Raw genomic sequence first — 23,016 nt, forward strand, 5'->3', positions numbered from 1 at the left:
GCCTTGCGGGCGGGGGCGGGCTTGCCGCCTCCGTTGCCCTGCTGAAGGGCGTCCGTCAACTTACGGACGACGGGCGCTTCGATGGTCGAAGACGCCGAACGGACGAATTCACCGAGTTCTTGGAGCTTGGCCATGACGACCTTGCTCTCAACCCCGAACTCCTTGGCGAGTTCGTATACCCGGACCTTAGCCACTTCGCTCCTTTTAGGTCCGGGTTGCGTCCGGACCGTCGCTACTTCATGGGCGTACTCATCGCGTGCTCATCGAGTGCTCATCGCAATCTCGACCTACTTCCAACTCGCGGGGTACCAGGGCCGCACGGGGGTTCCGTACGACGCTCCTTGCGGTGTTGCCTGCTCAGCAACTGTCTGTCTGCTCGACGTACTGGCGCAACGCCTTTACGTCGAGCGCTCCCGGGGCGCGAAGCGCCCGCGTGAACGCCCGGCGGCGTACCGCCTGGTCGAGACAGACCAGGGCGGGGTGCACATAGGCGCCCCGGCCGGGCAGCGTACCGCGAGGATCGGGGACGCATGCGTCCTTGATCACCACGGTGCGCAGCAGATCGGTCTTGGCCGCTCGCTGCCTGCACCCCACACAGGTGCGTTCAGGGCATGCGCGGGCGTGCGTCCGGCCAGACACTGCTAAGTCTACCTCCCCGTAGCGACCTCACCCCTTCGGGGCAGGGATCGAACGGTTGTTGTCGTGATCTCAGCCCCCTGTGGGCCGAGATCTATTCCCGATCGTGATCCGGGACCTATTCGCCGGGCTGCTCGGTGTCCGGACGGATGTCGATCCGCCAGCCGGTCAGCCGGGCCGCGAGGCGGGCGTTCTGCCCTTCCTTGCCGATCGCCAGCGACAGCTGGTAGTCCGGCACCGTCACGCGCGCGGAGCGGGCCGCGAGGTCGACGACCTCCACCTTGGAGACCCGGGCCGGGGAGAGGGCGTTCGCCACCATCTCGGCCGGGTCGTCCGACCAGTCGACGATGTCGATCTTCTCGCCGTTCAGCTCACCCATGACATTGCGGACCCGCCCGCCCATGGGGCCGATGCAGGCGCCCTTGGCGTTCAGTCCGGAACGGGTGGACCGTACGGCGATCTTCGTCCGGTGACCGGCCTCCCGCGCGATGGCGGCGATCTCCACCGAACCGTCGGCGATCTCCGGCACCTCCAGGGCGAAGAGCTTCTTCACCAGATTGGGATGCGTGCGCGACAGCGTGACGGACGGACCGCGGACGCCCCTCGCCACGCGGACGACATACGAGCGAAGCCGCATGCCGTGCGGGTACGTCTCACCAGGGACCTGCTCCTGCACCGGCAGGATGGCCTCCAGCTTGCCGATGTCGACGAGCACGTTCTTCGGGTCACGGCCCTGCTGGACCACGCCCATGACGATGTCGCCCTCACGGCCGGCGTACTCGCCGAGCGTCGCGTCGTCCTCGGCGTCGCGCAGCCGCTGCAGGATGACCTGCTTGGCGGTGGTCGCGGCGATACGGCCGAAGTCGGACGGGGTGTCGTCGAACTCGCGGGGCTCTTGGCCCTCTTCGAGGTCCTCGGGGTCCTCCTTCGCCCACACGATGACGTGGCCGGTCTCCCGGTCGAGCTTCACGCGCGCGTGGCGGTGGCTTCCCTCGGTGCGGTGGTAGGCGATGAGGAGGGCCGACTCGATCGCCTCGACCAGCAGGGGGAAGGAGATCTCCTTCTCCCGTACCAAGCCCCGCAGGGCACTCATGTCGATGTCCACGGCTACGCCTCCTCTTCCTTCTCGTTCTTGTCCTTGCGGTTGAACTCGACCTGCACGCGCGCCTTGTCGATGTCGGCGAAGGCGAGTCTGCGGCCGGTGGCCTTGCGGCCCTTGACTCCGGGCACCTCGACGTCCAGACCCTCGTCGTCGACCTCAAGGATCCGTGCGACCAGCTCGCCGCCCTCGGTCAGCTGGAACTTCACCAGCCGGTCCAGGGCACGCACATAGTGGCGGTGCTCCGTGAGGGGGCGCTCCGCGCCCGGGGTGCCGACCTCGAGGGTGTACTCGCCCTCGCCCATCGCGTTCGTCTCGTCGAGCTTCGCCGAGAGCGCGCGGCTCACATCGGCGATCTGGTCCAGGTCCGCCCCGGTGTCGGAGTCGACGACGACGCTGAGCACGCGCTTGCGTCCTACCGAGTCCACTGAGATCTCTTCCAGATCCAGTCCCTGGGAGCTGACGAGCGGTTCCAGGAGCTCTCGCAGCCTCTCGCTCTGGGTGGTGCTCATCCGGGTGACTCCTCGGCCGCGTGTGCTGTTGTGGGTAGGTCGCGTGTCTGGTCAAAGGGTATCCGCTCCAAAGGTGTGTTGCCGTCCACCGTGCGACGGCCGGGGGTCCGCAGCGGTGCCGATGAGGGGTTGCGGACCAGGGCGCGGGTACCGTGATCACCGGCGGGCCGCCTTCCCGCCCGTCTGTTCGTACGAGCCCCCGAGGACGTCTGCCGTGCCGTACCCCCCGCCGCGCACCCCCTCGGGGCCGCGCCGAAGAACCCTCCTCGCCTCCGCCGCCGGGGCCGCCCTGCTGGTGGGGTGCTCCTCCGGGGCCGAGGAGGCCGAGGAGAGCACCGGTGGCAGTCCGTCGGTCGCCGAGCGGGCACGCACGCGTGCGGCGCGCGACAGCCGGGGGATCGTCGAGCGGTACGACGCGGTGATCACCGCGTATCCGGGGCTCGCGGACCGGCTCGGGGTGCTGCGGGCGGAGGCCGTGCGGCACGTGGAGGCGTTCGGGGGCACGACGAGGGCCACCGCCTCGGCGTCGCCCACCGTTCCCGGCTCCCCCGCCCCCTCCGCCGTGCCCGGCACCGAGAAGGACGCCCTCGCCGGGCTCGCCGGCGCCGAGCGGTCGCTCGCGGACGCGCGGGCGAAGTCGCTCCTCGACGTGCCGGGCGAGCTGGCCCGGCTGCTGGCCTCGGTGGCGGCGGCCGGGGCGGCGCACGCGTATCTGCTGACGGAGGCGGCGAAGTGAGCGACGAGCAGGACAAGCGTGAGCTGGCGGCGCTCCAGGCGGCGCTGGCGGCCGAGCATGCCGCCGTGTACGGGTACGGGGTCGTCGGCGGGCGGATCCGAGAGGGCCGGCGTACCGAGGCGAAGTCGGCGTACGACGCCCATCGTGCCCGGCGTGACGCGCTCGCCCGTGAGGTGCGGGAGCTGGGCGGGACCCCCGCGGCGGCGGCGGCCGGATACGCGCTGCCGTTCCCGGTGCCGGACTCGGACGCGGCCGTACGGCTGGCCGCCGAGCGGGAGGACCGGGTCGCGGGGGTGTACTCCGACCTGGTGCGGGCAACCGTGGACGGGCGGCGCTCCATGGCCGCCGGGGCGCTGCGGGAGGCGGCGGTGCGGGCGGTGCGCTGGCGCGGGGAGAGCGTAGCCTTCCCTGGTCTCGCCGAACGGGCGGCGACCGCGTCGGCCTCGCCGACTCCGGCGACACCCACGGCGTAACGGGTACGGGAAGGGAACTGCTCGCGTATGGCTTTCGAACCGCCACAGCGTCTGGTGAGGGCGCTCGGTGAGACGGCACCCGGTGACGGCTGGCTGGAGAAGCTGCCCGAGGCGGCTCGCCAAGCCGTCGCGCTACGCGAGTCGACCGTGGAACGGGTGCAGGTGCCGGGCGGCCGCAGCAGCCTCGTCGTACTGGTCCGGCGCTCCGACGGCACCCCCGCCGTGCTCAAGCTGGCCCCGCCGCGGTTCCGGCCGGAGGCCGAGCGGGCGGCGCTGGCGCGCTGGGGCGGGCTGGGTGCGGTGCAGTTGCTCGACGAGCCGGTGACCGAGGGTGTGCTGCTGCTGGAGCGGCTGCACCCCGATGTGTCGGTGCGGTCGTTGCCGGAGGCGAAGGCGCTGCTGGAGGCGGCGGGGACCTTGCGGCGGTTGTGGGTGGAGCCACCTGTCGACGGGGACGGGGACGGGAGCGCCCGGGTCTTCGAGACGGTGGCCGAGCGGACCGGGCGGCAGGCCGAGGCGATGCGGGCGACCGCGTCGGGCCTGGCCGAGGTCGCGCCGTTGGTGGACGCGGCCCTCGCTGTGCGTGCGGAGTTGCTGGTCTCGCCGCCCGAGGAGCGGTTGCTGCACGGGACGTTCCGGCAGAGCAAGGTGCTGGCGGGTGAGCGGTCTCCGTGGCTGGCCGTGGGGCCGGATCCGGTGGTCGGTGAGTGTGCGTTCGATCTGGCCCGGTTGGTTCGGGATCGGGTCGAGGATCTGATCGCCCAGTCGTCGGGGGCGGCGATCACCCGGCGGCGGGTGAAGCGGCTCGCGGAGTCGTTGGATGTGGATCAGGAGCGGTTGCGGGGGTGGACGTTGTTCCGGGCGGTCGAGTCCGGGGTGCGGGCCCTTCGGGTGGGGCGAGTGAAGGATTCTGAGCTGTTGCTGGAATTCGCCGGGTGGCTTTGAGGGTTGAGTGTCGGCTACCGGGTGGTGGGGGCTGGTCGCGCAGTTCCCCGCGCCCCTAGGTGTCCGAAGCTGTCCTCAGTTTCAAGGCGAGCACCGGACAGTCTGCGGCTGCTCTGCGGGCCCTTTTCACCGTACGGGGCGGCAAGGGGGTATCTGCCACCAGCGGGTACCCCCACTCGTCCAGGCTGACGTGGTCCGGGAGCAGTTCCGCGCACAGGCCGTGGGCCTGGCAGGACGTCCAGTCGATGGCTATGCGCTGGTCCATGTCAGCTCTCCTTGAGGGGCGGTCGCCGTGCAGAAGCCCCTTGCGTGGGCGTCCAGTTCGGCGGCGAACGTCGTCAGCGCGCTGCGGACCAGGCGGACCGTGCCGTCGGGGTGGTGGCAGGCGCCGCGGCCCTCGACCAGGCCGGACCAGCGGGCGATGTCGGTACGGGTCGTGCCCTGTGCGCCGGGGGTGGCCAGGGTCCGGAACGCGGCGGCCATGCGCGGCAGGCCGTTGTGGCAGGGGCCGCACTGTCCGGCCGACTGGAGGGCGAGGTAGCGCAGGACGTCGGCGGTCTCGGTGAGGCCGCAGCGGTCGGCGGGGAGGCCGGCCAGCACGCCGGCGCCCATCGTGGTGGCGTCGAGGGTGAGTTCCGCGGCCTCCGTGGTGGGGACCCAGGTGCCGTGGTAGCCGCCGAGCAGGACGGCCGACGTGCCGTGGAGCGGCAGCAGACGGTGCAGTGGTGTGCCGAACGGGGCCTCCACGACCCGGACTTCACGGTCCGGCGTGTGCACCGTGCACAGGACGCTGCCGGGCTGGGCCGGGGTGCCGGCGGAGCGGAACCAGTCGGGGCCGTAGCGGGCGATCAGGGCGAGGTGGGCGAGGGTCTCGACGTTCTGGACGAGGGTGGGGGCGCGGCCCACTCCACGTTCGCGGATCGGGGGGTCCTTGTACGCCGGGAGCGCGGCGCCTCCGCCGACGTACCGGGCGAGGGCCGAGGACTGGCCGGACAGGAACCGCTTCGGGAGGCGTACGACCTTGACGGGGACGGGGTCGCGGCGGTGTGTGAGGACCGACTCCAGGGCGGACGCGCCCTCCTCGACGGCGAGGTGGGCCTCCTGTGCGCCGGTCGCCGCGGCGGCGACCTGGATGCCGTCCAGGACGAGGTGGGGCGACAGCCGCAGCAGCGTCTTGTCCTTGCGGCTGGCGGGCTCGCCCTCCGCTCCGTTGGCCACGACGACGGGGGCACGGCCGGTGCGGCGGCCGGACTCGGCGACCGAGACCAGCTTGCGGTAGACCGGGAAGGCCGCTCCCCCGCGTCCGGTGAGGCCCGACTCGGCGACCAGGCGGAGGAGTGCCTCGGGGTCGCCGTACGCCAGGGGCCCGTAGCGCTCTTCGTGTGTGCCGTGGTCGGCCGGGGCGCCGCCGGGGGCCAGCAGGCGCGGGGACATGAGCAGGTCGGGGAAGGTGGCGGTCATCAGCGGGCTCCTTCGGCGGTGCGGAGCAGGACGGCGGGGGTGCGGCGGGAGTCGCGGACGCCGAGGGCGAGGCGGGTGCCCGCGGCGGCCAGGACGGCGACGACGCAGGCGACGGTCAGCCAGGTCATCCAGTCGGGGCCGGGGTCCGGGCCGATGCCGAGGCCGTGGATGAGGGCGACCGGCCAGGAGGCGTACGCCAGCCAGGGCGTCGCCCGCCAGGTGCGGTGGCCGATGCGGTTGCGCAGGAGGCTCGTGATCACCACGGCGAGCATCAGGTCGAAGGCGACGGTGCCGAGGCCGAGCCAGAGGGGCTGGTAGTCGGAGACGAACGGAACGATCGCGTCCAGGAGCGTGATGTTGACGTAGCTGTCGAATATCGCCAACGCGATGTGCAGGGCCAGGAAGGTGGTGGCGGAGAGGGAGAGGGTGCGGTGGAGGGAGATCGTGCCGAAGCGGGGGAGGCCGGGGATCCTGGCTCTCAGGCGTACGGCGATGCCGAGGACCACGACGACGGTGAAGAGGATCAGGCAGACCGCGCCGGTGGCTCGGTTCGCGTACCAGAGGGTCTCGGTCGTCATGCGGCTGTCCCGCCGTGGGGGCTGGTCGCGCTCCTGGGGTGAGTGGGCCAGCCCGGGGTGGTGACGACCAGGCCCTCCTGCGTCACCAGCCTCGCGGGCAGGCCCCGGCTCGTGAGCCAGCGTTCCGCGCCCTCGCCCTTCACCAGGGCCGCCGTGCTCGCCGCGTTCGCGTCGGCGCAGGTGCGGGCCGCCACCGAGACCGTGCGCCACGGGGTGCGGACCGGCAGGCCGGTGCGGGGGTCGATGATGTGGTGGAGGTCCTGGTCTCCCCGGCGCCAGTTGCGGGCCGCCGTGCCCGATGTGGCGAGGCCGCCGCTGTGCAGGCCCACCGAGTCGTACGAGCCCTGCGCGGGTGTCTCGTTGACCGGGCCGGTGACGTCCTGGACGCGGATCTGCCAGCCGCCCGCCGGGGGTTCGCCCGCGACGGCCGTGTCGCCGCCGAGGCTCACGAGCACTCCGCAGCCGGCTGTCCCGGCGAGCATCGCGGCGGCCCGGTCGGCGGCCCAGGCCTTGGCGGTGGCGCCGAGGTCGAGGCGGACGCCGGAGGGGACGGTGACCGTGCCGGTGGTGCGGTCGAGGCCGATCAGGCGCCAGCCGGGGGCGCGCCGGACGGTCAGGCGGACCGGGCGGTCGTCCTCCCGTACGAGGGTGAAGTCACGGTCGTAGCCGATCGCGTGCATCGCCGAGCCGACGGTCGGGTCGACGGCTCCGTCGGTCGCCTCGGCGGCGCGCAGGGCGACCGTGAGGGCCTCCGCGAGCAGCGGGCTGACCCGGACCGGGCGGCCCTCGGTGGCGTCGAGGGCCGCGAGTTCCGAGTCCGCGCGGAAGCGGCTGCATGCCGCGTCGACCTCGGCGAGGTGCCGGGCGAGGAGCAGGTTGCAGGAGTCGAGGAGGGCCGGGTCCGTGACGACCAGGCGGACGCCGGTGCCGAGGGCGCGCCACTCGGTGGCGGCCGTGGTGCGGCGGATCGCGGTGGCGGTGCTCACGACGCCCCCGAGGTGGAGTCGGTGGAGTCGCCGGAGGAGGAGGTGAGGCCGCTGGAGCTGTCGGAGCCGGACGAGGTGTCCGAGCTCGTGGAGTCGTCCGTGGACGAGGAAGCGCTGCTGGAGCCGTCCGACGAACTGCTGTCCGTCGATGAGCTGCTCGTGCTGGAGCTCGTGCCGCTGCTCGCGCTCGTGTCGGCGTCCGCCTGCATCGTGCCGACCAGGGCGAACACGCCTGCCGCCGCGGCCAGCGTGACCGCCGCCGCGGCCGCCGCCGTACGCCGGGTTCCTCTGCGGACCAGCGCGGCGGCGCCGCGTTCCCTGCCTCTGTCTGCCATGGCCGTACCCCTCGTAGCCGTAGTGACGCTCTGTCACGCACTACGTTCGGGTACGACTCTGAGAGAAGTCTGTGAGCCCCCTTTAGGGTCCCAGAGACGTTCCTGAGGAGTTTCTTTAGATGATGTTCAGGCGCTGAGGCGGGCGATCGCCTCGTCCACCGTCAGCTCCTCGCGCTCTCCGGTCCTGCGGTCCTTGAGCTCCAGGACGCCCTCGGCGGAGCGGCGGCCCGCGACGAGGATCTTCGGTACGCCGATCAGCTCGGCGTCCGTGAACTTCACGCCCGGGGAGACCCCGGCCCGGTCGTCGACCAGGACGCGCAGGCCGGCCGCGCGCAGCTTCTCGGAGACGTCGAGGGCCAGCTCGGTCTGGAGGGCCTTGCCGGCGGCGACGACGTGCACGTCGGCCGGGGCGACCTCGGCGGGCCAGCACAGGCCCTGCTCGTCGGCGGTCTGCTCGGCGAGGGCGGCGACGGCGCGGGAGACACCGATGCCGTAGGAGCCCATGGTGACGCGGACCGGCTTGCCGTGCTGGCCCAGGACGTCGAGCTTGAGGGCGTCGGCGTACTTGCGGCCCAGCTGGAAGATGTGGCCGATCTCGATGGCGCGGTCCAGCTTGAGGCCGGTGCCGCACTTCGGGCAGGGGTCGCCCTCCTGTACGACCACGACGTCGACGTACTCGCCGACCTCGAAGTCACGGCCCACGACGACGTTCTTGGTGTGGGTGTTCGCCTTGTTGGCGCCGGTGATCCACGCGGTGCCCGGGGCCACGCGCGGGTCGGCGATGTACGTGACCTTCTCGCCCAGGCCCTTCGGGCCGACATAGCCGCGGACCAGGTCGGGACGGCCCGCGAAGTCCGCCTCGGTGACCATCTCGACGACCGCCGGGGCGAAGTGCGCCTCGACCTTGCCCATGTCGACCTCGCGGTCGCCGGGGACACCGACGGCCACGATCTCGCCGTCGACCTTCACGAGAAGGTTCTTCAGGGTCGCGGAGGCCGGGACGCCGAGGGAGGCGGCGAGGGTCTCGATGGTGGGGGTGTCCGGGGTGGGGATGTCCTCGGCGGCGGGGACGGCGGAGCCGTCCACCGGCTTCAGCTCGTACGTGATCGCCTCGGTGTTGGCCGCGAAGTCGCAGTTCGGGCAGTCGGCGAAGGTGTCCTCGCCGGCGCCGGCCGGGGCCAGGAACTCCTCGGACTTCGAGCCGCCCATCGCACCGGCGGTCGCGGCGCAGATGCGGTAGTCGAGGCCGAGGCGCTCGAAGACGCGCTGGTAGGCCTCACGGTGCAGGGCGTAGGACTTGGCCAGGCCCTCGTCCTCGGTGTCGAAGGAGTACGAGTCCTTCATGAGGAACTCGCGGCCGCGCAGGATGCCGGCCCGCGGACGGGCCTCGTCACGGTACTTGTGCTGGATCTGGTAGAGGATGACCGGCAGGTCCTTGTAGGAGGACGCCTGGTCCTTCACCAGCAGGGTGAAGATCTCCTCGTGGGTCGGGCCGAGGAGGTAGTCGCCGCCCTTGCGGTCCTGGAGGCGGAACAGCTCGGGGCCGTACTCCTCCCAGCGGCCGGTCGCCTCGTACGGCTCGCGCGGCAGGATCGCGGGGAGCAGCACCTCCTGGGCGCCGATCGCGTCCATCTCCTCACGCACGATGCGCTCGACGTTGGCCAGCACCTTCTTGCCCAGGGGCAGCCAGCTCCAGATACCGGCCGCGGTGCGGCGGACGTAGCCGGCGCGGACGAGGAGCTTGTGGCTGAGGACCTCGGCGTCCGCCGGGTCGTCGCGCAGCGTCTTCGCCATCAACTGGGACATGCGCTGGACCGGTGCGTTGGCCATGGTTCTCGTACTCCTGCCGGATAAGGGTGATGGCTGGGGGTGCCTGACACATTCCCACCGTCCGCCCGCAGGGCGGGCCTGGCGGCGTCTGGTGCTCCCCCAGAGGGGGTACCCCCAGATCGCAAGGCGCCGGAGCGCCCTCGTGGCGGAGCCACGTGGGCGGTTCGGTAACGCGGCGAGCGTGCGTGCCAGACGCCGCCAGGCAGGCGGGAATGTGTCAGGCACCCCCAGGGAGGTTAGCCGGGGGTCCGGTTGCGGCGGAAATCGGTTGGGGCCTGATCCGGCGGGCAGGCGCTAACGGCGGCGCAGCGGCAGGGGGGCGCCCATCACCGCGTACGGCTTCGGGGCGCTGGGGAACAGGACCTGCCGTGCCAGGTCCTGGTAGCCGAGGGAGTGGTACAGGCCGCGGGCCGGGCTGTCGGTGTCGATCGCGGAGAGGATCGAGCGGGGTTCGCGGGCGCCTGCCGTGATCGTCGTGATCAGGGAGCGGCCGACGCCGCGGTTCTGGTAGCGGGGGTGGACGTGGAGCTCCGTGATGACGAAGGAGTCGTCCAGCCAGATGTCGTGGTCCTGCGCGCGGAGGTAGGGCTCCACGACCGTGGACCACCAGTGGGTGCGGTCGTTGGGCATGCCGTAGACGAAGCCCACCAGGATTCCGTCCGCGGTCGCGCCGAGGGCTCTCGCGCCGGGGTACGTCATGTGGCGGAGGACGATCTGGCGGCGTACGGCGACCTCGTCCGCGCCCAGTCCGAAAGCGATGGCCTGGACCGCGAGAGCCTCGTCGACGTGGGTGGAGAGGTCCAGGGGGCCGATCACTACGTCGTCGTCGAGGTGGCGGCGGTGTCCGTGACCGGGAAAGCGCATGTGGGGAGATTACAGGGGGGTACGCGTTGTTGGCCGGGTGCGGGCGCACGTGGTTGCCCGCGGGGTTCCGCGCGTCAGAACAGGACGCTCATGAAGGCTCCTACCTCCTGGAAGCCCACCCTCTTGTACGTCCTCCTCGCCGACGTGTTGAAGTCGTTGACGTAGAGGCTGACCACCGGGGCCACGTCCGCGAGGGCATAGCGCAGGACCGCTGCCATGCCGGGGGCCGCCAGGCCCCTCCCCCGGTACTCGGGAGCCACCCAGACGCCCTGGATCTGGCAGGCCTGGGTCGTGGCCGCGCCGATCTCGGCCTTGAAGACGACCTTGCCGTCGGCGTCGAGGCGGGCGAACGAGCGGCCGGAGCCGACGAGTTCGGCGACCCTCGCCTGGTAGAGGAGGCCGCCGTCGCCGGCCAGCGGGGAGACGCCGACCTCCTCGGTGAACATCGCCACGCACGCCGGCATGATCGCGTCCATCTCGTCCTTGCGGATGCGGCGGACGTAGGGATCCGGGGCGATGTCGGTGGGCATGCGGTCGGTGACCATGAGGGGCTGGCGCGGGCGGATGTCGCGGGCCGGGCCCCAGCTGGGTTCGAGGAGGCGCCAGAGTTCGGCGGTGGGTTCGGCCGGGCCGACGATCGAGGAGCAGCGGCGGCCCGCCCTGCGGGCGCGGTCGGCGAAGGCGCGGACGGCTCGGCGGGTGGCGCAGATGGGGACCAGGTTGGCGCCGGCGTAGCAGAGGGACGTCAGCATGCCGTCCTCGTACCAGCCCCACATCTCGCCGCCGAGGCGCCACGGGTCGAGGCCGGCGACCTGTACGCGGGACGTCACGAAGGCGTTCGCGACCGGCTCGCGGTCGAGGACGGCGAGCGCGGCGTCCAGGTCGCTCGGTTCGAGGACCCGGGAGGTCGTCTGGGTCAACACGGGCGGGGCCTCACGCTGGGGACTGCTGATCTCCGCACAATACCTGCGGAAGCTGAGCCGTGCCGCCCAGTGGAGGTGGCCGTTGTTTTTGCGGTGCGGGGCGTTGAGGTGGCCGGCGCATATGGGTTCGGGTGGTTGTGGTTCGTCGGCGGCTGCGGGTGGTGGGGGCTGGTCGCGCAGTTCCCCGCGCCCCTGAAGGGGCCTGCGGCCCCCATCCCTCAGCCCGCTACCGCCACCGACGGCTCGCCCGACGGCACGCCGTCCGCCTCCATCTGCTCGGCCAGCTTCATGGCTTCCTCGATGAGGGTCTCCACGATCTTGGACTCGGGGACGGTCTTGATGACCTCGCCCTTGACGAAGATCTGGCCCTTGCCGTTGCCGGAGGCGACGCCGAGGTCGGCCTCGCGGGCCTCGCCGGGGCCGTTCACCACACAGCCCATGACGGCTACGCGCAGCGGGACCTCCATGCCGGTGAGGCCCGCGGTGACCTCTTCGGCCAGCTTGTAGACGTCGACCTGGGCACGGCCGCAGGACGGGCAGGAGACGATCTCCAGACCGCGCTGCTTGAGGTTCAGGGACTCCAGGATCTGGTTGCCGACCTTGACCTCCTCGACCGGAGGGGCCGACAGGGACACCCGGATCGTGTCGCCGATGCCCTGGGAGAGGAGGGCGCCGAAGGCCACCGCGCTCTTGATCGTGCCCTGGAACGCCGGGCCCGCCTCCGTCACACCGAGGTGCAGCGGGTAGTCGCACTGGGCGGCGAGCTGCTTGTACGCCTCGATCATCACAACCGGGTCGTTGTGCTTCACCGAGATCTTGATGTCCCGGAAGTCGTGCTCCTCGAAGAGGGACGCCTCCCACAGGGCCGACTCGACGAGGGCCTCGGGGGTCGCCTTGCCGTACTTCTGGAGCAGGCGGCGGTCCAGGGAGCCCGCGTTCACGCCGATGCGGATCGGGGTGCCGTGGTCCTTGGCGGCCCGCGCGATTTCCTTGACCTTGTCGTCGAACTGCTTGATGTTGCCGGGGTTCACGCGGACCGCAGCGCAGCCGGCCTCGATGGCCGAGAAGACGTACTTGGGCTGGAAGTGGATGTCCGCGATGACCGGGAGCTGGGACTTGCGGGCGATGGTCGCGAGGGCGTCCGCGTCGTCCTGGGTCGGGCACGCCACGCGGACGATCTGGCAGCCGGACGCCGTCAGCTCGGCGATCTGCTGGAGGGTCGCGCCGATGTCGGACGTACGGGTCGTGGTCATCGACTGGACGGAGACCGGGGCGTCGCCACCGACCGCTACGGTGCCGACCTGGATCTGCCGGCTCTTGCGCCGCTCGGCAACCCTGGTCGGAACGGACGGCATGCCGAGAGAAATCGCAGTCATCTGCTGTGCAACCCCAAGTCGTGGATCAAGATCCGGTGCCAACGGAACAGTGGGCTCCAGGCTTCGAGATTACGGCACGGACCCGGACCGCAGCACATCCCGCCGGTCAGCCCACACGAACGAGGGCGGCCCGGCACACAGTGTGCCGGGCCGCCGTGAACGCCGTATGGCTAGGAGATTCTCACCGGGTTGACCACGTCCGCGATGAGGACGAGGACGGTGAAGCAGATGAAGATTCCCGCCACCACATAGGCGACCGGCATCAGCTTCGCCACGTCGAACGGGCCCGGGTCCGGGCGGCGCATGACCTTGGCCACGTTCCGCCGCAGCGACTCCCACAGGGCGCCCGCGATGTGGCCGCCGTCCAGGGGCAGGAGCGGGAGCATGTTGAAGAGGAACAGGGAGAGGTTGAAGCCGGCGAGGAGCATCACGAACATCGCCAGTTGCTGGGATGCCGGGATGTCCAACGTGGCGATCTCGCCGCCCACCCTCGCCGCGCCGACCACGCCCATCGGGGAGTCCGGCTCGCGCTGGCCGTCGCCGAAGGCGGCGTCCCACAGGGCCGGGATCTTGGAGGGGAGGGCGGCCAGGGAGTCGACGGCGTCGCCCACCCGGTCCGTCATCCAGACCACCGAGTCGCCGAAGTCCTGCTTGACGACTCCGGTGGCCGCGCTGAAGCCGAGGAAGCCGGCCTTGACGTACTCGCCCTCGACGTAGGCGCCGTTGGAGTCCTTCTTCGCGACGAGGTTGGTGGCGATGGTCGCCTTGAGGGCGACCTCCTTGCCGTCCCGGTCGACGACGATCGGCACGGTCTTGCCGGCGCTGTCGCGGATGAGGTCGGAGAGGGTGTTCCAGTCGTCGGTCCGCACGCCGGCGAAGGAGACGATCTTGTCGCCCTTCTTCATGCCGGCGGCCGCGGCCGGGGAGGCCTTGTCGGTCTTCTTGCAGGTGTCGCGGTTCTCGCTCTGGGAGATCACGCAGGGGGAGACCGAGGCGACGTCGGTGGTCTGCTGCTGGATGCCGAAGCCCATGAGCACGGTGAGGAAGAGAGCGACCGCGAGGATCAGGTTCATGAACGGGCCCGCGAACATCACGATGACCCGTTTCCAGGGCTTGCGGGTGTAGAACATCCGCTTCTCGTCACCCGGCTGGAGCTCCTCGTACGCGGCCGAGCGGGCGTCCTCGATCATGCCGCGCCAGGGCGAGGTGGAGCGGGCCTCCAGCTTGCCGTCGGGGCCCGGCGGGAACATGCCGATCATGCGGATGTAGCCGCCGAACGGGATGGCCTTGACGCCGTACTCGGTCTCGCCCTTGTTCCTCGACCAGATGGTCGGGCCGAAGCCCACCATGTACTGCGGCACCCGGATGCCGAAGAGCTTGGCCGTGGACAGGTGCCCCAGCTCGTGCCACGCGATCGAGACCAGCAGGCCGAGCGCGAAGACCGCTATGCCGAGGATGAACATCAGGGTCGTCATGCACGGGCCTCCGCCGTCTGTGCTGTCAGTTCCCGGGCCCGGGTGCGCGCCCAGGTCTCCGCTTCGAGGACGTCCGACACGGTGAGTGAGGTTCCCGTGACCGGCGTGCCGTGTTCGTCCACCACGCGCGTCACGGTCTCCATGATCCCGTTGAACGGCAACGCGCCGGCCCGGAAGGCCTCCACGCACTCCTCGTTTGCGGCATTGAACACCGCCGGAGCCGTGCCCGCGAGCTCCCCCACGCGCCTCGCAAGGTTGACCGAAGGAAACGCGCCGTTGTCGAGGGGGAAGAACTCCCACGTCGACGCCTTGCTCCAGTCGAACGCGGGAGCCGCGTCGGGGACGCGTTCGGGCCAGCCGAGGCCGATGGCGATGGGCCCGCGCATGTCGGGGGGCGTCGCCTGGGCGATTGTCGATCCGTCCGTGAACTCAACCATCGAGTGGACATACGACTGGGGATGCACGACCACCTCAATGCGGTCGAAGGGAATGTCGTAGAGGAGGTGTGCCTCGATGACCTCCAGACCCTTGTTGACGAGGGTCGCGGAGTTGATCGTGATGACCGGGCCCATGGCCCAGGTGGGGTGGGCGAGGGCCTCCTCGACGGTGACGTTCGCGAGTTCTTCCTTCGTACGGCCGCGGAACGGGCCGCCGGAAGCGGTCACGACGAGCTTGCGGACGTCCGCCCTCGTCCCGGACGCCAGCGCCTGGAACAGGGCCGCGTGCTCGGAGTCGACCGGGATGATCTGCCCGGGCTTGGCGAGGGCCTTGACCAGCGGGCCGCCGACGATGAGCGACTCCTTGTTGGCGAGCGCGAGGGTGCGGCCCGCCTCCAGGGCGGCGAGGGTCGGGGCGAGGCCGATGGAGCCCGTGATGCCGTTGAGGACGGTGTGGCTGTCGGAGGCGGCGACCCGGGTGGCCGCGTCCGGTCCGGCGAGGATCTCGGGGAGCGGCTCGCCGACGCCGTACCGACTCGTCAGCGCCTCGCGCAGCTGCGGTACGACGTCCTCGCGGGCGACCGCGACGGTCCGCACTCCGAGCCGGTGCGCCTGCTCGGCGAGGAGGGCGACCCGGCCGCCGTTGGCGGAGAGCGCGGTGACCCGGAAGCGGTCCGGGTTGCGCAGGACGAGGTCGATGGCCTGGGTCCCGATCGACCCGGTGGAGCCGAGGATCACCACGTCCTTGGGGCCGTCGACCGCCACGGGGTCGTAGACGAGATGCGGGTCGGCGAGGGCACGGGCCGGAAGCCCCGTCGTCCGCCCGGAGGGCGGGCACTGCGGCGTCAGGTGCGTGCTCTCGCCGTGCCGGGCGTTGGCCCTCGTACTGGATGTACTTGGGTCAGCGCCCGGTGCGGCGAGAGTGCGTGCATGGCGTCGCGGGGCAGACGGGGCTTCCGGCCCGTGCCCTCGAGGGGCTGGACTGTCGCTCATCCCCCCATTGTTGCCGTAAGGACGGTGTGTGAGGACAGCGCGTCCCCCTCATGGTGGATGCGAGGGGGATCGAGGGGGGACGCGCTGTCATGGGCCGGTCAGCGGACCGGGCGGTGGACGTTCGTGTGTTCGCTCGGGCCGGGCGTGGCGTCGGCGATCCACGGGCCCTCGCCCGACGGGTCGACGATGCCCTCCTCCAGCCACTCGTAGGTGCCTGCCATGACGCCCTTGACGACTTTGCGGTCCAGGTCGTCGGTGTTGGTCCACAGGCGGCCGAAGAGTTCCTCGACACGGATGCGGGACTGGCGGCAGAAGGCGTCGGCGAGCTGGTAGGCCTCGCGGCCGTGGCTCTCGGTGGTGCGCAGGAGTTCGGCGCGTACGCAGACCGCGCTCATCGCGAAGAGTTCCGCGCCGATGTCGACGATCCGGCCCAGGAAGCCTTGCTTCGTCTCCATGCGGCCCTGCCAGCGGGACATGGCGTAGAAGGTGGAACGGGCGAGTTTGCGGGCCGTTCGTTCCACGTAGCGGAGATGGACCGAGAGGTCGACCTCGCGTTTGAACTCGCCGTAGGAGTAGGGGAGTTGGCCCTGGCCTGCCACCAGTTTCGGCAGCCACCGGGCGTAGAAGGCGCCTGCCTGGGCGCCCGCTTTCGCCTTGTCGGACAGGGACTTCTCGGGGTCGATGAGGTCGCCCGCGACGGAGAGGTGGGCGTCGACCGCCTCGCGGGCGATCAGGAGGTGCATGATCTCCGTCGAGCCCTCGAAGATGCGGTTGATACGGAGGTCGCGCAGGACCTGTTCGGCCGGGACCGCCCGCTCGCCGCGGGCCGCCAGGGAGGCCGCCGTCTCGAAGCCGCGGCCGCCGCGGATCTGGACCAGTTCGTCGGCGATGAGCCAGCCCATCTCGGAGGAGAAGAGCTTGGCGAGGGCGCCCTCGATGCGGATGTCGTTCCGGTCCTCGTCGGCCATCTGGCTGGAGAGGTCCAGTACGGCCTCCAGGGCGAAGGTCGTCGCCGCGATGAAGCTGATCTTCGCGCCGACGGCCTCGTGGTCGGCGATCGGCTTGCCCCACTGCTCGCGGGCGGCCGACCATTCGCGGGCGATCTTCAGGCACCACTTGCCGGCGGCGACACAGGAGGCGGGCAGGGAGAGGCGGCCGGTGTTGAGGGTGGTCAGCGCGATCTTGAGGCCGGAGCCCTCCGGGCCGATACGGTTCGCCGCCGGGACCCGCACCTGGTGGAAGCGGGTGACGCCGTTCTCGATGCCGCGCAGGCCCATGAAGGCGTTGCGGTTCTCGACGGTGATGCCGGGCGAGTCGGTCTCGACGACGAAGGCGGTGATGCCGCCCTTGTGGCCCTCCGACCTGGGCACGCGGGCCATCACGACCAGGAGGTCGGCGACGACGCCGTTGGTGGTCCAGAGCTTCACCCCGTCGAGGACGTACTCGTCGCCTTCGGGTACCGCGCTCGTGGCCAGCCGTGCCGGGTCGGAGCCGACGTCCGGCTCGGTGAGGAGGAAGGCGCTGATGTCGGTGCGGGCGCACCGGGGCAGGAAGGTCTCCTTCTGCTCCTGGGTGCCGAACAACTTCAGGGGCTGGGGCACGCCGATCGACTGGTGGGCGGACAGGAGTACGCCGATCGCGGGGCAGGCGGAGCCCGCGAGGGCCAGGGCCTTGTTGTAGTAGACCTGGGTGAGGCCGAGGCCGCCGTACTTGGTGTCGATCTTCATGCCGAGGGCGCCGAGGTCCTTGAGGCCGGCGATGACCTCGTCGGGGATCTGCGCCTCGCGCTCGATGAGGGCGCCGTCGACCTTGCTCTCGCAGAAGTCACGGAGCTCGGCGAGGAACTCCTCGCCGCGCCGGGCGTCCTCGTCGGGCGGCATGGGGTGGGGGTGGATGAGGTCGAGCCGGAAGCGGCCGAGGAACAGTTCCTTGGCGAAGCTGGGCTTGCGCCAGTCCTGCTCCCGGGCCGCCTCGGCCACCTGACGGGCCTCACGTTCGGTGACGACGGGCTTCTGCTGTGGTGCGGACATGAGGGCCACCTCGCCGCGAATCGGGATCATGGTTACCGACCGGTGCTACTCGATCGTATGTACCCGATACCGAGCGTGCCCACCACCCCTGGGACGCGGCCGTTCAGCCGATATTGACGGAGTACGCCTTGGTGTCAAGGCGTCCGGTGCCCTTGAAGACCTCGGTGCCGGACTCGATGCCGGAGACGTACTTGTCGTTGCTGAGGAGCTTGCGCCGGACGAGGGCCTGGGTGAAGTCGTCGAGGTCCAGCGTGGCCTTGGTGGTGTTGGTGCGGCGGACGAAGGAGTACACCTTCCAGCCGATGTCGCCCTGGTAGATGTCCCACATGGCGCCGCCGAGGCTGACGGACCCGTACTTGCTGCCGAGGGGTCCGGCGCCGCCCTGCCGGTTGAGCCAGATCATGATCTCGTCGGTGGGCTGGTCCTGCCAGTCGGCGGTGTTCTTGCTGTGCAGCCACAGGTCGTAGGCGACGTTCATGACGCCCGCGTTCGAGCTGACGGTGAACTCCCAGCTGGTCTTCACCGGCTTGCGGTCGCCGACGCGGATCGGCAGACCGGTGGCGGACCTGTCGACCTTCCAGCCCCAGTGCCAGCCGAGGACGCTGGACGCGTAGGACTTCACGTCGTAGTCCTTGCCGGTGCCGCTGTTGGCCAGGCTGTAGTTCGTCCCCCACGAGATCGTCGACCCCGAACGGGAGTTGTCCCAGACGCACTGTGTGCCGGTCGCCTTCTCCCGGTTCCAGACGTTGTTGTTCACGTAGTACTTGCCGAGCGTGATCGTGTCGAAGTCCGTGCACTTCTTGCTCGACTCGTCCGCCTGCGCGACGGTCACACCGACGGCCGCGGCGAGCGCGACGGTACCGGAGACGAGGGTCTTCGCCTTCTTGGAGAAGCGGGGGCGGCGGTGCTGCATGGGAGCGGTCCTCACGAAGGGGGCTGATCGTTTACGTCCCTTCAGTGGGCGCCGGTCCGTCAAAGGTTGCCGTCGGTGAGGAGGTCCCAGGTGGCGTCGAACCAGTTCTGCCAGGAGTTCACGCTCGCCGTGTCCTGAGAGTCCGAGTCCCAGTCCTTGACGAAGTGAGTGAGTCCTGTGGCGAGTCCGGTCACATCAAGGGCATTCTCGATCTCCCGTCCGTCCTCCACAACAATGGTCCGGCTGTGGGGCACGTAAGGGCCGAGCACTACCTCCACTCTGTTGAGGATGTAGAGCTTGAGGTGCGGCACCACCGAAACTCTGCGGATCTGCACATCCACCGAGGGCACGAGCCGATTCGGCTCGAGATTGCGCAGCACGGAACGCACCGCCGCGACATGGCGCCTGGTCATGGCCAGATAGCGGTCCCGCAAGACCTCGTCGTGAACACCGTCCGAGGTGTGCCAGTACGGAAGGGACAGCGACTCTGCGGGCAACAGCACGCGCAGCGCGATGTCCTGGGGGGCGATCTCTCCGGCCCATATCCGCTCTGCCTGGAGGCGGAGGTGCACCTCCAACGACTCGCAGGTCAAGGTGAAGACATCCAGGGTCACTTCGGGCTGCTCGAACGCACGCTGAAGGGATTCCCGCAGGGTGGCGGTTCTGGCTCTTGGCGCCTGCACCTGGCCAGCCCGAACAACCCGGACAACCCGGGTACCCGCCCCCTGACGAGATTCGACCCGGCCTTCGCTGCTGAGTTCTCTGAGCGCCCGCTGCACGGTGTCGCGGGAGACTTCGAACTCCGCCGCCAGTTCGCGCTGCGACGGCAGCAACGAGCCCAGGGGATAGGTGCCATGGGCCATCCGCGCCCGTAACTCATCCGCCACGCGCTCGAAATCGCTCACGCGGCGACCGTACCCGTCACGTCAGTGGGTAAGCACGCAAGCGGGTGCCGCGCAGGACGTACAGCGAGTGGCCGTCGGTCAGGAGTCTCACCTGGGCTGCCTGGGCGTCGACGGTTTTCAGGGTCCAGGCCGTTTTGTGGGTGCGGAGGTCAACGGCTATCGCTTCCTCCTGGAGGACTCCGCCTGTCTGGGGGAAGACGTAGCCGGCCGCGAGGAGTGGGGGTGGGGCGGGTTTGTCGATGAGGGTTCGGTTGCTCTTCCAGGTCCAGCCCTGGTGGCGGTCGTCTCGTTGGAGGACCGCCAGGTCCTTGCCCAGGGCCGTCAGGTAGATCGTGGTGCCGTCGATGGTCGTACCGCCGTGCAGGACGCGGCCCTTGGAGCCGGTGCCGGTGTCCTCGGGGTCGAGGCTCCACAGGGTGCGGCCGGTGCGCAGGTCGAGGCAGAGGACGCCGCGGCCGGCGACGACCGCGGTGCCGTCGGCGGCGGCGACGGTGCGCTGGGTCAGCCCGTTGTACTGGACGTCGAGCGCGGTGGTGGACAGGGCGCGGCTCCACAGGGGCGTGCCGGTGGTGGCGCGGTACGCCGTCACCTCGTCGTTCTCCAGGAAGACCAGCACCCCGTCGGCGACCGCCCCGGCGGCCCCCTCGGCGGCGCTGCGCCGGACGCGTCGGCGCCAGCGCAGCCGGCGGTCGGTGACGTCGTAGGCCAGCAGGTACCGGTCGCGTCCGCCGGGCTTGTCGCCGTAGTGGGCGCCGGGGGCGTGGCCGACGGCATAGACGGTGTGCCGGTCGGCGGTGAACACCGGTTCCAGCAGCAGGTCGAAGCTGACGCCGAGGGGGGCGGAGTACCAGACCCGGCCGTCGGACGCCTCGATCCCGGCCAGCCGTCCGGTCAGGCCGCCGGTCTTCATCACGGCCGCGCTGCCGCATCCGGTGAGGTAACCGGCGTTGACGATCTCGCCGATCCAGCGCGGTGTGCCGGTGCGCGCGTCGATGCCGAACACCTGCCGGTCGTCGTACGCGGGGATGATCAGCGTGCCGTCGATGAGGACCGCGCCCGTGCCGATGCCGGCCCGTTTGAAGTCCGCGGTGTACTCCCAGCGGGCGCTCGGCGGGTCGCCCGGGTCGCGGGAGCGGGACGCGGCGGGACCCGGCCGCTGAGCGGTCGCGGCCTCGTCCTCGCCGTCCGTGCGGGACAGGGTCCATACGGTGCCGCCCGTACCCGCGAGGGCCACCGCGGCGACGCCGGTCAGGAGCGCGCGCCGGGTCGGCCCGGGCGCGGCCGGCGGGGCGCCGGTCACCCGGGCCGGCGGGGCCTCGCCGGTGCGGGCGGTGCGGGCGGCGAGGTCGGCGAGCACCGGGGCGGGCAGCCGGTCGCCGAACCAGCCCGCGCCGCCGATCCGTTCGGCGACGGACGCGAGGGCGGGGCGCGTGTCCGGGTCCCTGCGCAGGCAGTCGGCGAGCAGAGGCCGCAACTCGTCCGGTACGACGGTGAGTTCGGGTTCCTCGTGGGTGATGCGGTAGAGCACCTCACCCGGTTCGCCGTCCCCGAAGGGCGGGCGGCCGCAGACGGTGTACGTCAGGACCGAGGCGAGGGCGTACACGTCGCAGGGCGGTCCTTCGCGGCCGTCGGCGGCGAGTTGCTCGGGGGCCATGTAGGCGGGGGTACCGGGCGCCTCGCCGGTGCGGTGGCCGGTGCGGTGGCCGGTGTCCGCGGTCCGGGCGATGCCGAAGTCGACGAGGCGGGGGCCGGACGGGGTAAGCAGGATGTTGGACGGCTTGAGATCGCGGTGGACCACCCCGGACGCGTGCAACGCGGCGAGCCCGCCGACGAGTTGGGCGCCCAGAGCCCGTACGGACTCCTCGGGCCACGGCCCGTGGGCCGTGACGGCCTCCGCCAGCGAGGGGCCCAGGACGTATGCGGTGGCCAGCCACGGCCGCCCGCCGTCCGTGCCCGCGCCGACGAAGGACGGCACGTGCTCCAGGTCTGCGAGGGCCCGTACGGTGTCCGTCTCGTGCCGGAAGCGGGCCGTGAGGTGGGGGTCGGCGGCGAGCGCGGGGTGCACGGCCTTGAGGGCGACGGTGCGGCCCGTGGGCGTACGGGCGAGATAGACGGTGCCCATGCCGCCGGAGCCGAGCCGGGCCAGCAGCCGGTGGCCGCCGATCGTGTAGGGGTCGTCGTCGGTGAGCGGGAGCGGGCGCATCGGCCTCACCCGGCCGGGAGCGCGATGACGGTGGAGCCGTTGACGACCAGCGCGGTGTCGTCCACGACGAAGGCGGTGTAGAGCGAGGAGGCCGCCTGGCTGCTCTGGAAGGACCACTTGTACGCCCCGGAGCGCGGGTCGAGGGCCACCACTCCGGCTCCTCCGCCCCAGGTCAGCAGGGTGCGCGCGGACTTGGTGAGGCTGAGGCCCGGGGCTTTGCGGGTGGCGTACGGCGGATCGGGCAGCAGGGAACGGCGCCAGATCTCGCGGCCGTCGGCCGGGTCCACGGCGTACACCGTGCGGTTCGCGTCGGTGACGTACACGACGGTGCCCAGGCCCGGGACGCGCAGGACGGTGGGCACGTCGACGTACACGCCGATGCCGGGGCCGTCCCCGTCCTCGTCGTTGAGGTTGATCTCCCACGACGGCTCGGCCGAGCGCAGCGGCGCGGCCGTCACCCGGCCCTGGTGGACCTGGTAGATCTGCCCGGAGAGCATGTCCACCGAGATCGTGGCGCCCTCGGTCGTCCAGGTGTGGCGGACCGGCGGGCCCGTGCTGCCGGAGGCGATGTCGACCTCGGCGAGTTCGACGGCGCCGTCCTCCTTGTACAGGACGTGCAGTTCGTCCTTGCCCGGCAGGAAGACGAACGCGCCCGACTTGGCCACCGGCACCTGGAGCCGCCAGCGTTCCTTGCGGCCGACGAGGTCGAAGGAGACGAGGTAACTGCGCGGGGTGGCGCCCTTCTTGTAGTTGTCGGGGCCGTTGGCCTTGTAGTAGAGGATCCCGCGCCGCTTGTCGCAGGCGAGCAGCTCGCTCAGGACGAGCTCGCCGGCGCCGTACGGGCGCTTGCTCCACCGCTGCCTGCCGTCGTCGGTGGCGACCGTGACGAGCCTGCCGTAGCACTGGAGGATCAGCGTGCCCGGCTCCCCGGCGAGCATCGGCTCGTCGGAGTCGATGCCGCCGCGCTGCCAGACCGGGCGGCCGTCGGTCATGTCCAGCGCGGTGACCGCCGGGAACTCGGCGAGGTAGACGACATGGGTACCGTCCGGGTGGGTGTCGTGCCAGAGGCCGGTGTTGGCGTTGTTGAGGAACTGGTACTTGGCCTCGTAGCGCCACAGCGCGTCGGGCGGGGTGCCGCGCGGCACGGTGGCCGGTTTCGCCGTCGTACGGCGGCTCGCGGCGGCCGGTGCGGTCAGCGCCTCGGTGCCGCCGCGGCCTGCCACCCATCCGGCGACCGCGCCGCCGCCCACCAGCAGTCCGGCGCCGGCGGCGGTGAGCAGGGTGCGGCGGGACCGAGGCGCTGACC

Annotated in this window: 23 protein-coding genes; 3 read left to right on the forward strand and 20 right to left on the reverse strand. The window is 71.1% G+C overall.

Annotated features, from left to right (window positions below):
- From HLK59_RS34985 to rimP, 4 genes are all read right to left on the reverse strand, one after another.
- On the reverse strand, positions 1-194 hold a 194-nt coding region (locus HLK59_RS34985), incomplete at its 3' end, for a translation initiation factor IF-2 N-terminal domain-containing protein (protein WP_143645775.1).
- 163 nt (positions 195-357) lie between these two features.
- On the reverse strand, positions 358-639 hold the full coding sequence (locus HLK59_RS34990; RefSeq protein WP_171145627.1) for a YlxR family protein: 282 nt from the start codon (positions 637-639) through the stop codon (positions 358-360).
- A 115-nt stretch (positions 640-754) separates the two neighbouring features.
- Complete coding sequence (nusA, locus tag HLK59_RS34995) at positions 755-1,741, reverse strand: transcription termination factor NusA (protein WP_171145630.1); 987 nt, start codon at positions 1,739-1,741, stop codon at positions 755-757.
- Positions 1,742-1,743: 2 nt separating this feature from the next.
- Positions 1,744-2,247, reverse strand: a complete 504-nt coding sequence (gene rimP / locus HLK59_RS35000) for a ribosome maturation factor RimP (RefSeq protein WP_171145631.1) — start codon at positions 2,245-2,247, stop codon at positions 1,744-1,746.
- A 214-nt stretch (positions 2,248-2,461) separates the two neighbouring features.
- On the opposite strand from rimP, the gene HLK59_RS35005 reads away from it, so the two are divergent.
- The 3 genes from HLK59_RS35005 to HLK59_RS35015 are packed head-to-tail and all read left to right on the forward strand — an operon-like array spanning position 2,462 to position 4,401.
- Positions 2,462-2,983, forward strand: a complete 522-nt coding sequence (locus tag HLK59_RS35005) for a hypothetical protein (protein WP_171145633.1) — start codon at positions 2,462-2,464, stop codon at positions 2,981-2,983.
- Positions 2,980-3,456: a ferritin-like domain-containing protein gene (locus HLK59_RS35010; protein WP_171145635.1), complete on the forward strand. Its 477-nt coding sequence runs from the start codon at positions 2,980-2,982 to the stop codon at positions 3,454-3,456. The genes HLK59_RS35005 and HLK59_RS35010 overlap by 4 nt, the downstream gene beginning before the upstream one ends.
- 27 nt (positions 3,457-3,483) lie before the next feature.
- Positions 3,484-4,401 carry an aminoglycoside phosphotransferase family protein gene (locus HLK59_RS35015; protein WP_171145637.1) on the forward strand — a complete coding sequence of 306 codons (918 nt, stop codon included), beginning with the start codon at positions 3,484-3,486 and terminating at the stop codon, positions 4,399-4,401.
- A 55-nt stretch (positions 4,402-4,456) separates the two neighbouring features.
- Here the strand turns inward: HLK59_RS35015 and HLK59_RS35020 are convergent, their stop codons facing one another.
- From HLK59_RS35020 to HLK59_RS35095, 16 genes are all read right to left on the reverse strand, one after another.
- Positions 4,457-4,666 (reverse strand): ferredoxin, encoded by a 210-nt coding sequence (locus tag HLK59_RS35020; RefSeq protein WP_171145638.1) that lies wholly within the window; start codon positions 4,664-4,666, stop codon positions 4,457-4,459.
- Positions 4,651-5,862, reverse strand: a complete 1,212-nt coding sequence (locus HLK59_RS35025) for an NADH-ubiquinone oxidoreductase-F iron-sulfur binding region domain-containing protein (RefSeq protein ID WP_171145639.1) — start codon at positions 5,860-5,862, stop codon at positions 4,651-4,653. The genes HLK59_RS35020 and HLK59_RS35025 overlap by 16 nt, the downstream gene beginning before the upstream one ends.
- Positions 5,862-6,440 carry a ferric reductase-like transmembrane domain-containing protein gene (locus HLK59_RS35030; protein WP_171145640.1) on the reverse strand — a complete coding sequence of 193 codons (579 nt, stop codon included), beginning with the start codon at positions 6,438-6,440 and terminating at the stop codon, positions 5,862-5,864. Before HLK59_RS35030 ends, HLK59_RS35025 begins: the two co-directional genes overlap by 1 nt.
- Complete coding sequence (locus HLK59_RS35035) at positions 6,437-7,426, reverse strand: FAD:protein FMN transferase (protein WP_171145641.1); 990 nt, start codon at positions 7,424-7,426, stop codon at positions 6,437-6,439. The genes HLK59_RS35030 and HLK59_RS35035 overlap by 4 nt, the downstream gene beginning before the upstream one ends.
- Positions 7,423-7,761: a hypothetical protein gene (locus HLK59_RS35040; protein ID WP_171145642.1), complete on the reverse strand. Its 339-nt coding sequence runs from the start codon at positions 7,759-7,761 to the stop codon at positions 7,423-7,425. Before HLK59_RS35040 ends, HLK59_RS35035 begins: the two co-directional genes overlap by 4 nt.
- Positions 7,762-7,887: 126 nt before the next feature.
- On the reverse strand, positions 7,888-9,591 hold the full coding sequence (locus tag HLK59_RS35045) for a proline--tRNA ligase (protein ID WP_171145643.1): 1,704 nt from the start codon (positions 9,589-9,591) through the stop codon (positions 7,888-7,890).
- A 294-nt stretch (positions 9,592-9,885) separates the two neighbouring features.
- On the reverse strand, positions 9,886-10,455 hold the full coding sequence (locus tag HLK59_RS35050; protein WP_171145644.1) for a GNAT family N-acetyltransferase: 570 nt from the start codon (positions 10,453-10,455) through the stop codon (positions 9,886-9,888).
- 74 nt (positions 10,456-10,529) lie between these two features.
- On the reverse strand, positions 10,530-11,378 hold the full coding sequence (locus HLK59_RS35055; RefSeq protein WP_171145645.1) for a GNAT family N-acetyltransferase: 849 nt from the start codon (positions 11,376-11,378) through the stop codon (positions 10,530-10,532).
- Between the two features lie 218 nt (positions 11,379-11,596).
- The gene (gene ispG / locus HLK59_RS35060; RefSeq protein WP_171145646.1) at positions 11,597-12,754 is read right to left on the reverse strand and encodes a flavodoxin-dependent (E)-4-hydroxy-3-methylbut-2-enyl-diphosphate synthase; all 1,158 of its coding nucleotides are present in this window, start codon (positions 12,752-12,754) and stop codon (positions 11,597-11,599) included.
- 170 nt (positions 12,755-12,924) lie between these two features.
- Positions 12,925-14,217: a site-2 protease family protein gene (locus HLK59_RS35065; RefSeq protein ID WP_171145652.1), complete on the reverse strand. Its 1,293-nt coding sequence runs from the start codon at positions 14,215-14,217 to the stop codon at positions 12,925-12,927.
- An 8-nt stretch (positions 14,218-14,225) separates the two neighbouring features.
- Positions 14,226-15,431 carry a 1-deoxy-D-xylulose-5-phosphate reductoisomerase gene (gene dxr, locus HLK59_RS35070; RefSeq protein ID WP_171145647.1) on the reverse strand — a complete coding sequence of 402 codons (1,206 nt, stop codon included), beginning with the start codon at positions 15,429-15,431 and terminating at the stop codon, positions 14,226-14,228.
- Between the two features lie 326 nt (positions 15,432-15,757).
- Positions 15,758-17,689 carry an acyl-CoA dehydrogenase family protein gene (locus HLK59_RS35075; RefSeq protein ID WP_171145648.1) on the reverse strand — a complete coding sequence of 644 codons (1,932 nt, stop codon included), beginning with the start codon at positions 17,687-17,689 and terminating at the stop codon, positions 15,758-15,760.
- 103 nt (positions 17,690-17,792) lie between these two features.
- Positions 17,793-18,602, reverse strand: coding sequence for an endo-1,4-beta-glucanase (locus tag HLK59_RS35080; RefSeq protein ID WP_171145649.1), 810 nt, complete (start codon positions 18,600-18,602; stop codon positions 17,793-17,795).
- A gap of 59 nt (positions 18,603-18,661) precedes the next feature.
- Positions 18,662-19,507, reverse strand: a complete 846-nt coding sequence (locus HLK59_RS35085) for a winged helix-turn-helix domain-containing protein (protein ID WP_346779880.1) — start codon at positions 19,505-19,507, stop codon at positions 18,662-18,664.
- A gap of 16 nt (positions 19,508-19,523) precedes the next feature.
- On the reverse strand, positions 19,524-21,710 hold the full coding sequence (locus tag HLK59_RS35090; protein ID WP_171145650.1) for a protein kinase: 2,187 nt from the start codon (positions 21,708-21,710) through the stop codon (positions 19,524-19,526).
- Between the two features lie 5 nt (positions 21,711-21,715).
- On the reverse strand, positions 21,716-23,016 hold a 1,301-nt coding region (locus HLK59_RS35095), incomplete at its 5' end, for a PQQ-binding-like beta-propeller repeat protein (protein WP_171145651.1).

This window comes from Streptomyces sp. S3(2020) (assembly GCF_013044505.1).
Classification (GTDB): Bacteria; Actinomycetota; Actinomycetes; order Streptomycetales; family Streptomycetaceae; genus Streptomyces.

Bases quoted from the DNA above. Each gene is read 5' to 3' on its own strand.
- HLK59_RS35075 (WP_171145648.1), bottom strand. From the start codon at position 17,689: ATGTCCGCACCACAGCAGAAGCCCGTCGTCACCGAACGTGAGGCCCGT.
- rimP (WP_171145631.1), bottom strand. From the start codon at position 2,247: ATGAGCACCACCCAGAGCGAGAGGCTGCGAGAGCTCCTGGAACCGCTC.
- HLK59_RS35030 (WP_171145640.1), bottom strand. From the start codon at position 6,440: ATGACGACCGAGACCCTCTGGTACGCGAACCGAGCCACCGGCGCGGTC.
- ispG (WP_171145646.1), bottom strand. From the start codon at position 12,754: ATGACTGCGATTTCTCTCGGCATGCCGTCCGTTCCGACCAGGGTTGCC.
- HLK59_RS35065 (WP_171145652.1), bottom strand. From the start codon at position 14,217: ATGTTCATCCTCGGCATAGCGGTCTTCGCGCTCGGCCTGCTGGTCTCG.
- HLK59_RS35080 (WP_171145649.1), bottom strand. From the start codon at position 18,602: ATGCAGCACCGCCGCCCCCGCTTCTCCAAGAAGGCGAAGACCCTCGTC.
- HLK59_RS35050 (WP_171145644.1), bottom strand. From the start codon at position 10,455: ATGCGCTTTCCCGGTCACGGACACCGCCGCCACCTCGACGACGACGTA.
- HLK59_RS35015 (WP_171145637.1), top strand. From the start codon at position 3,484: ATGGCTTTCGAACCGCCACAGCGTCTGGTGAGGGCGCTCGGTGAGACG.
- HLK59_RS35045 (WP_171145643.1), bottom strand. From the start codon at position 9,591: ATGGCCAACGCACCGGTCCAGCGCATGTCCCAGTTGATGGCGAAGACG.
- HLK59_RS35025 (WP_171145639.1), bottom strand. From the start codon at position 5,862: ATGACCGCCACCTTCCCCGACCTGCTCATGTCCCCGCGCCTGCTGGCC.
- HLK59_RS35090 (WP_171145650.1), bottom strand. From the start codon at position 21,710: ATGCGCCCGCTCCCGCTCACCGACGACGACCCCTACACGATCGGCGGC.
- HLK59_RS35040 (WP_171145642.1), bottom strand. From the start codon at position 7,761: ATGGCAGACAGAGGCAGGGAACGCGGCGCCGCCGCGCTGGTCCGCAGA.
- HLK59_RS35020 (WP_171145638.1), bottom strand. From the start codon at position 4,666: ATGGACCAGCGCATAGCCATCGACTGGACGTCCTGCCAGGCCCACGGC.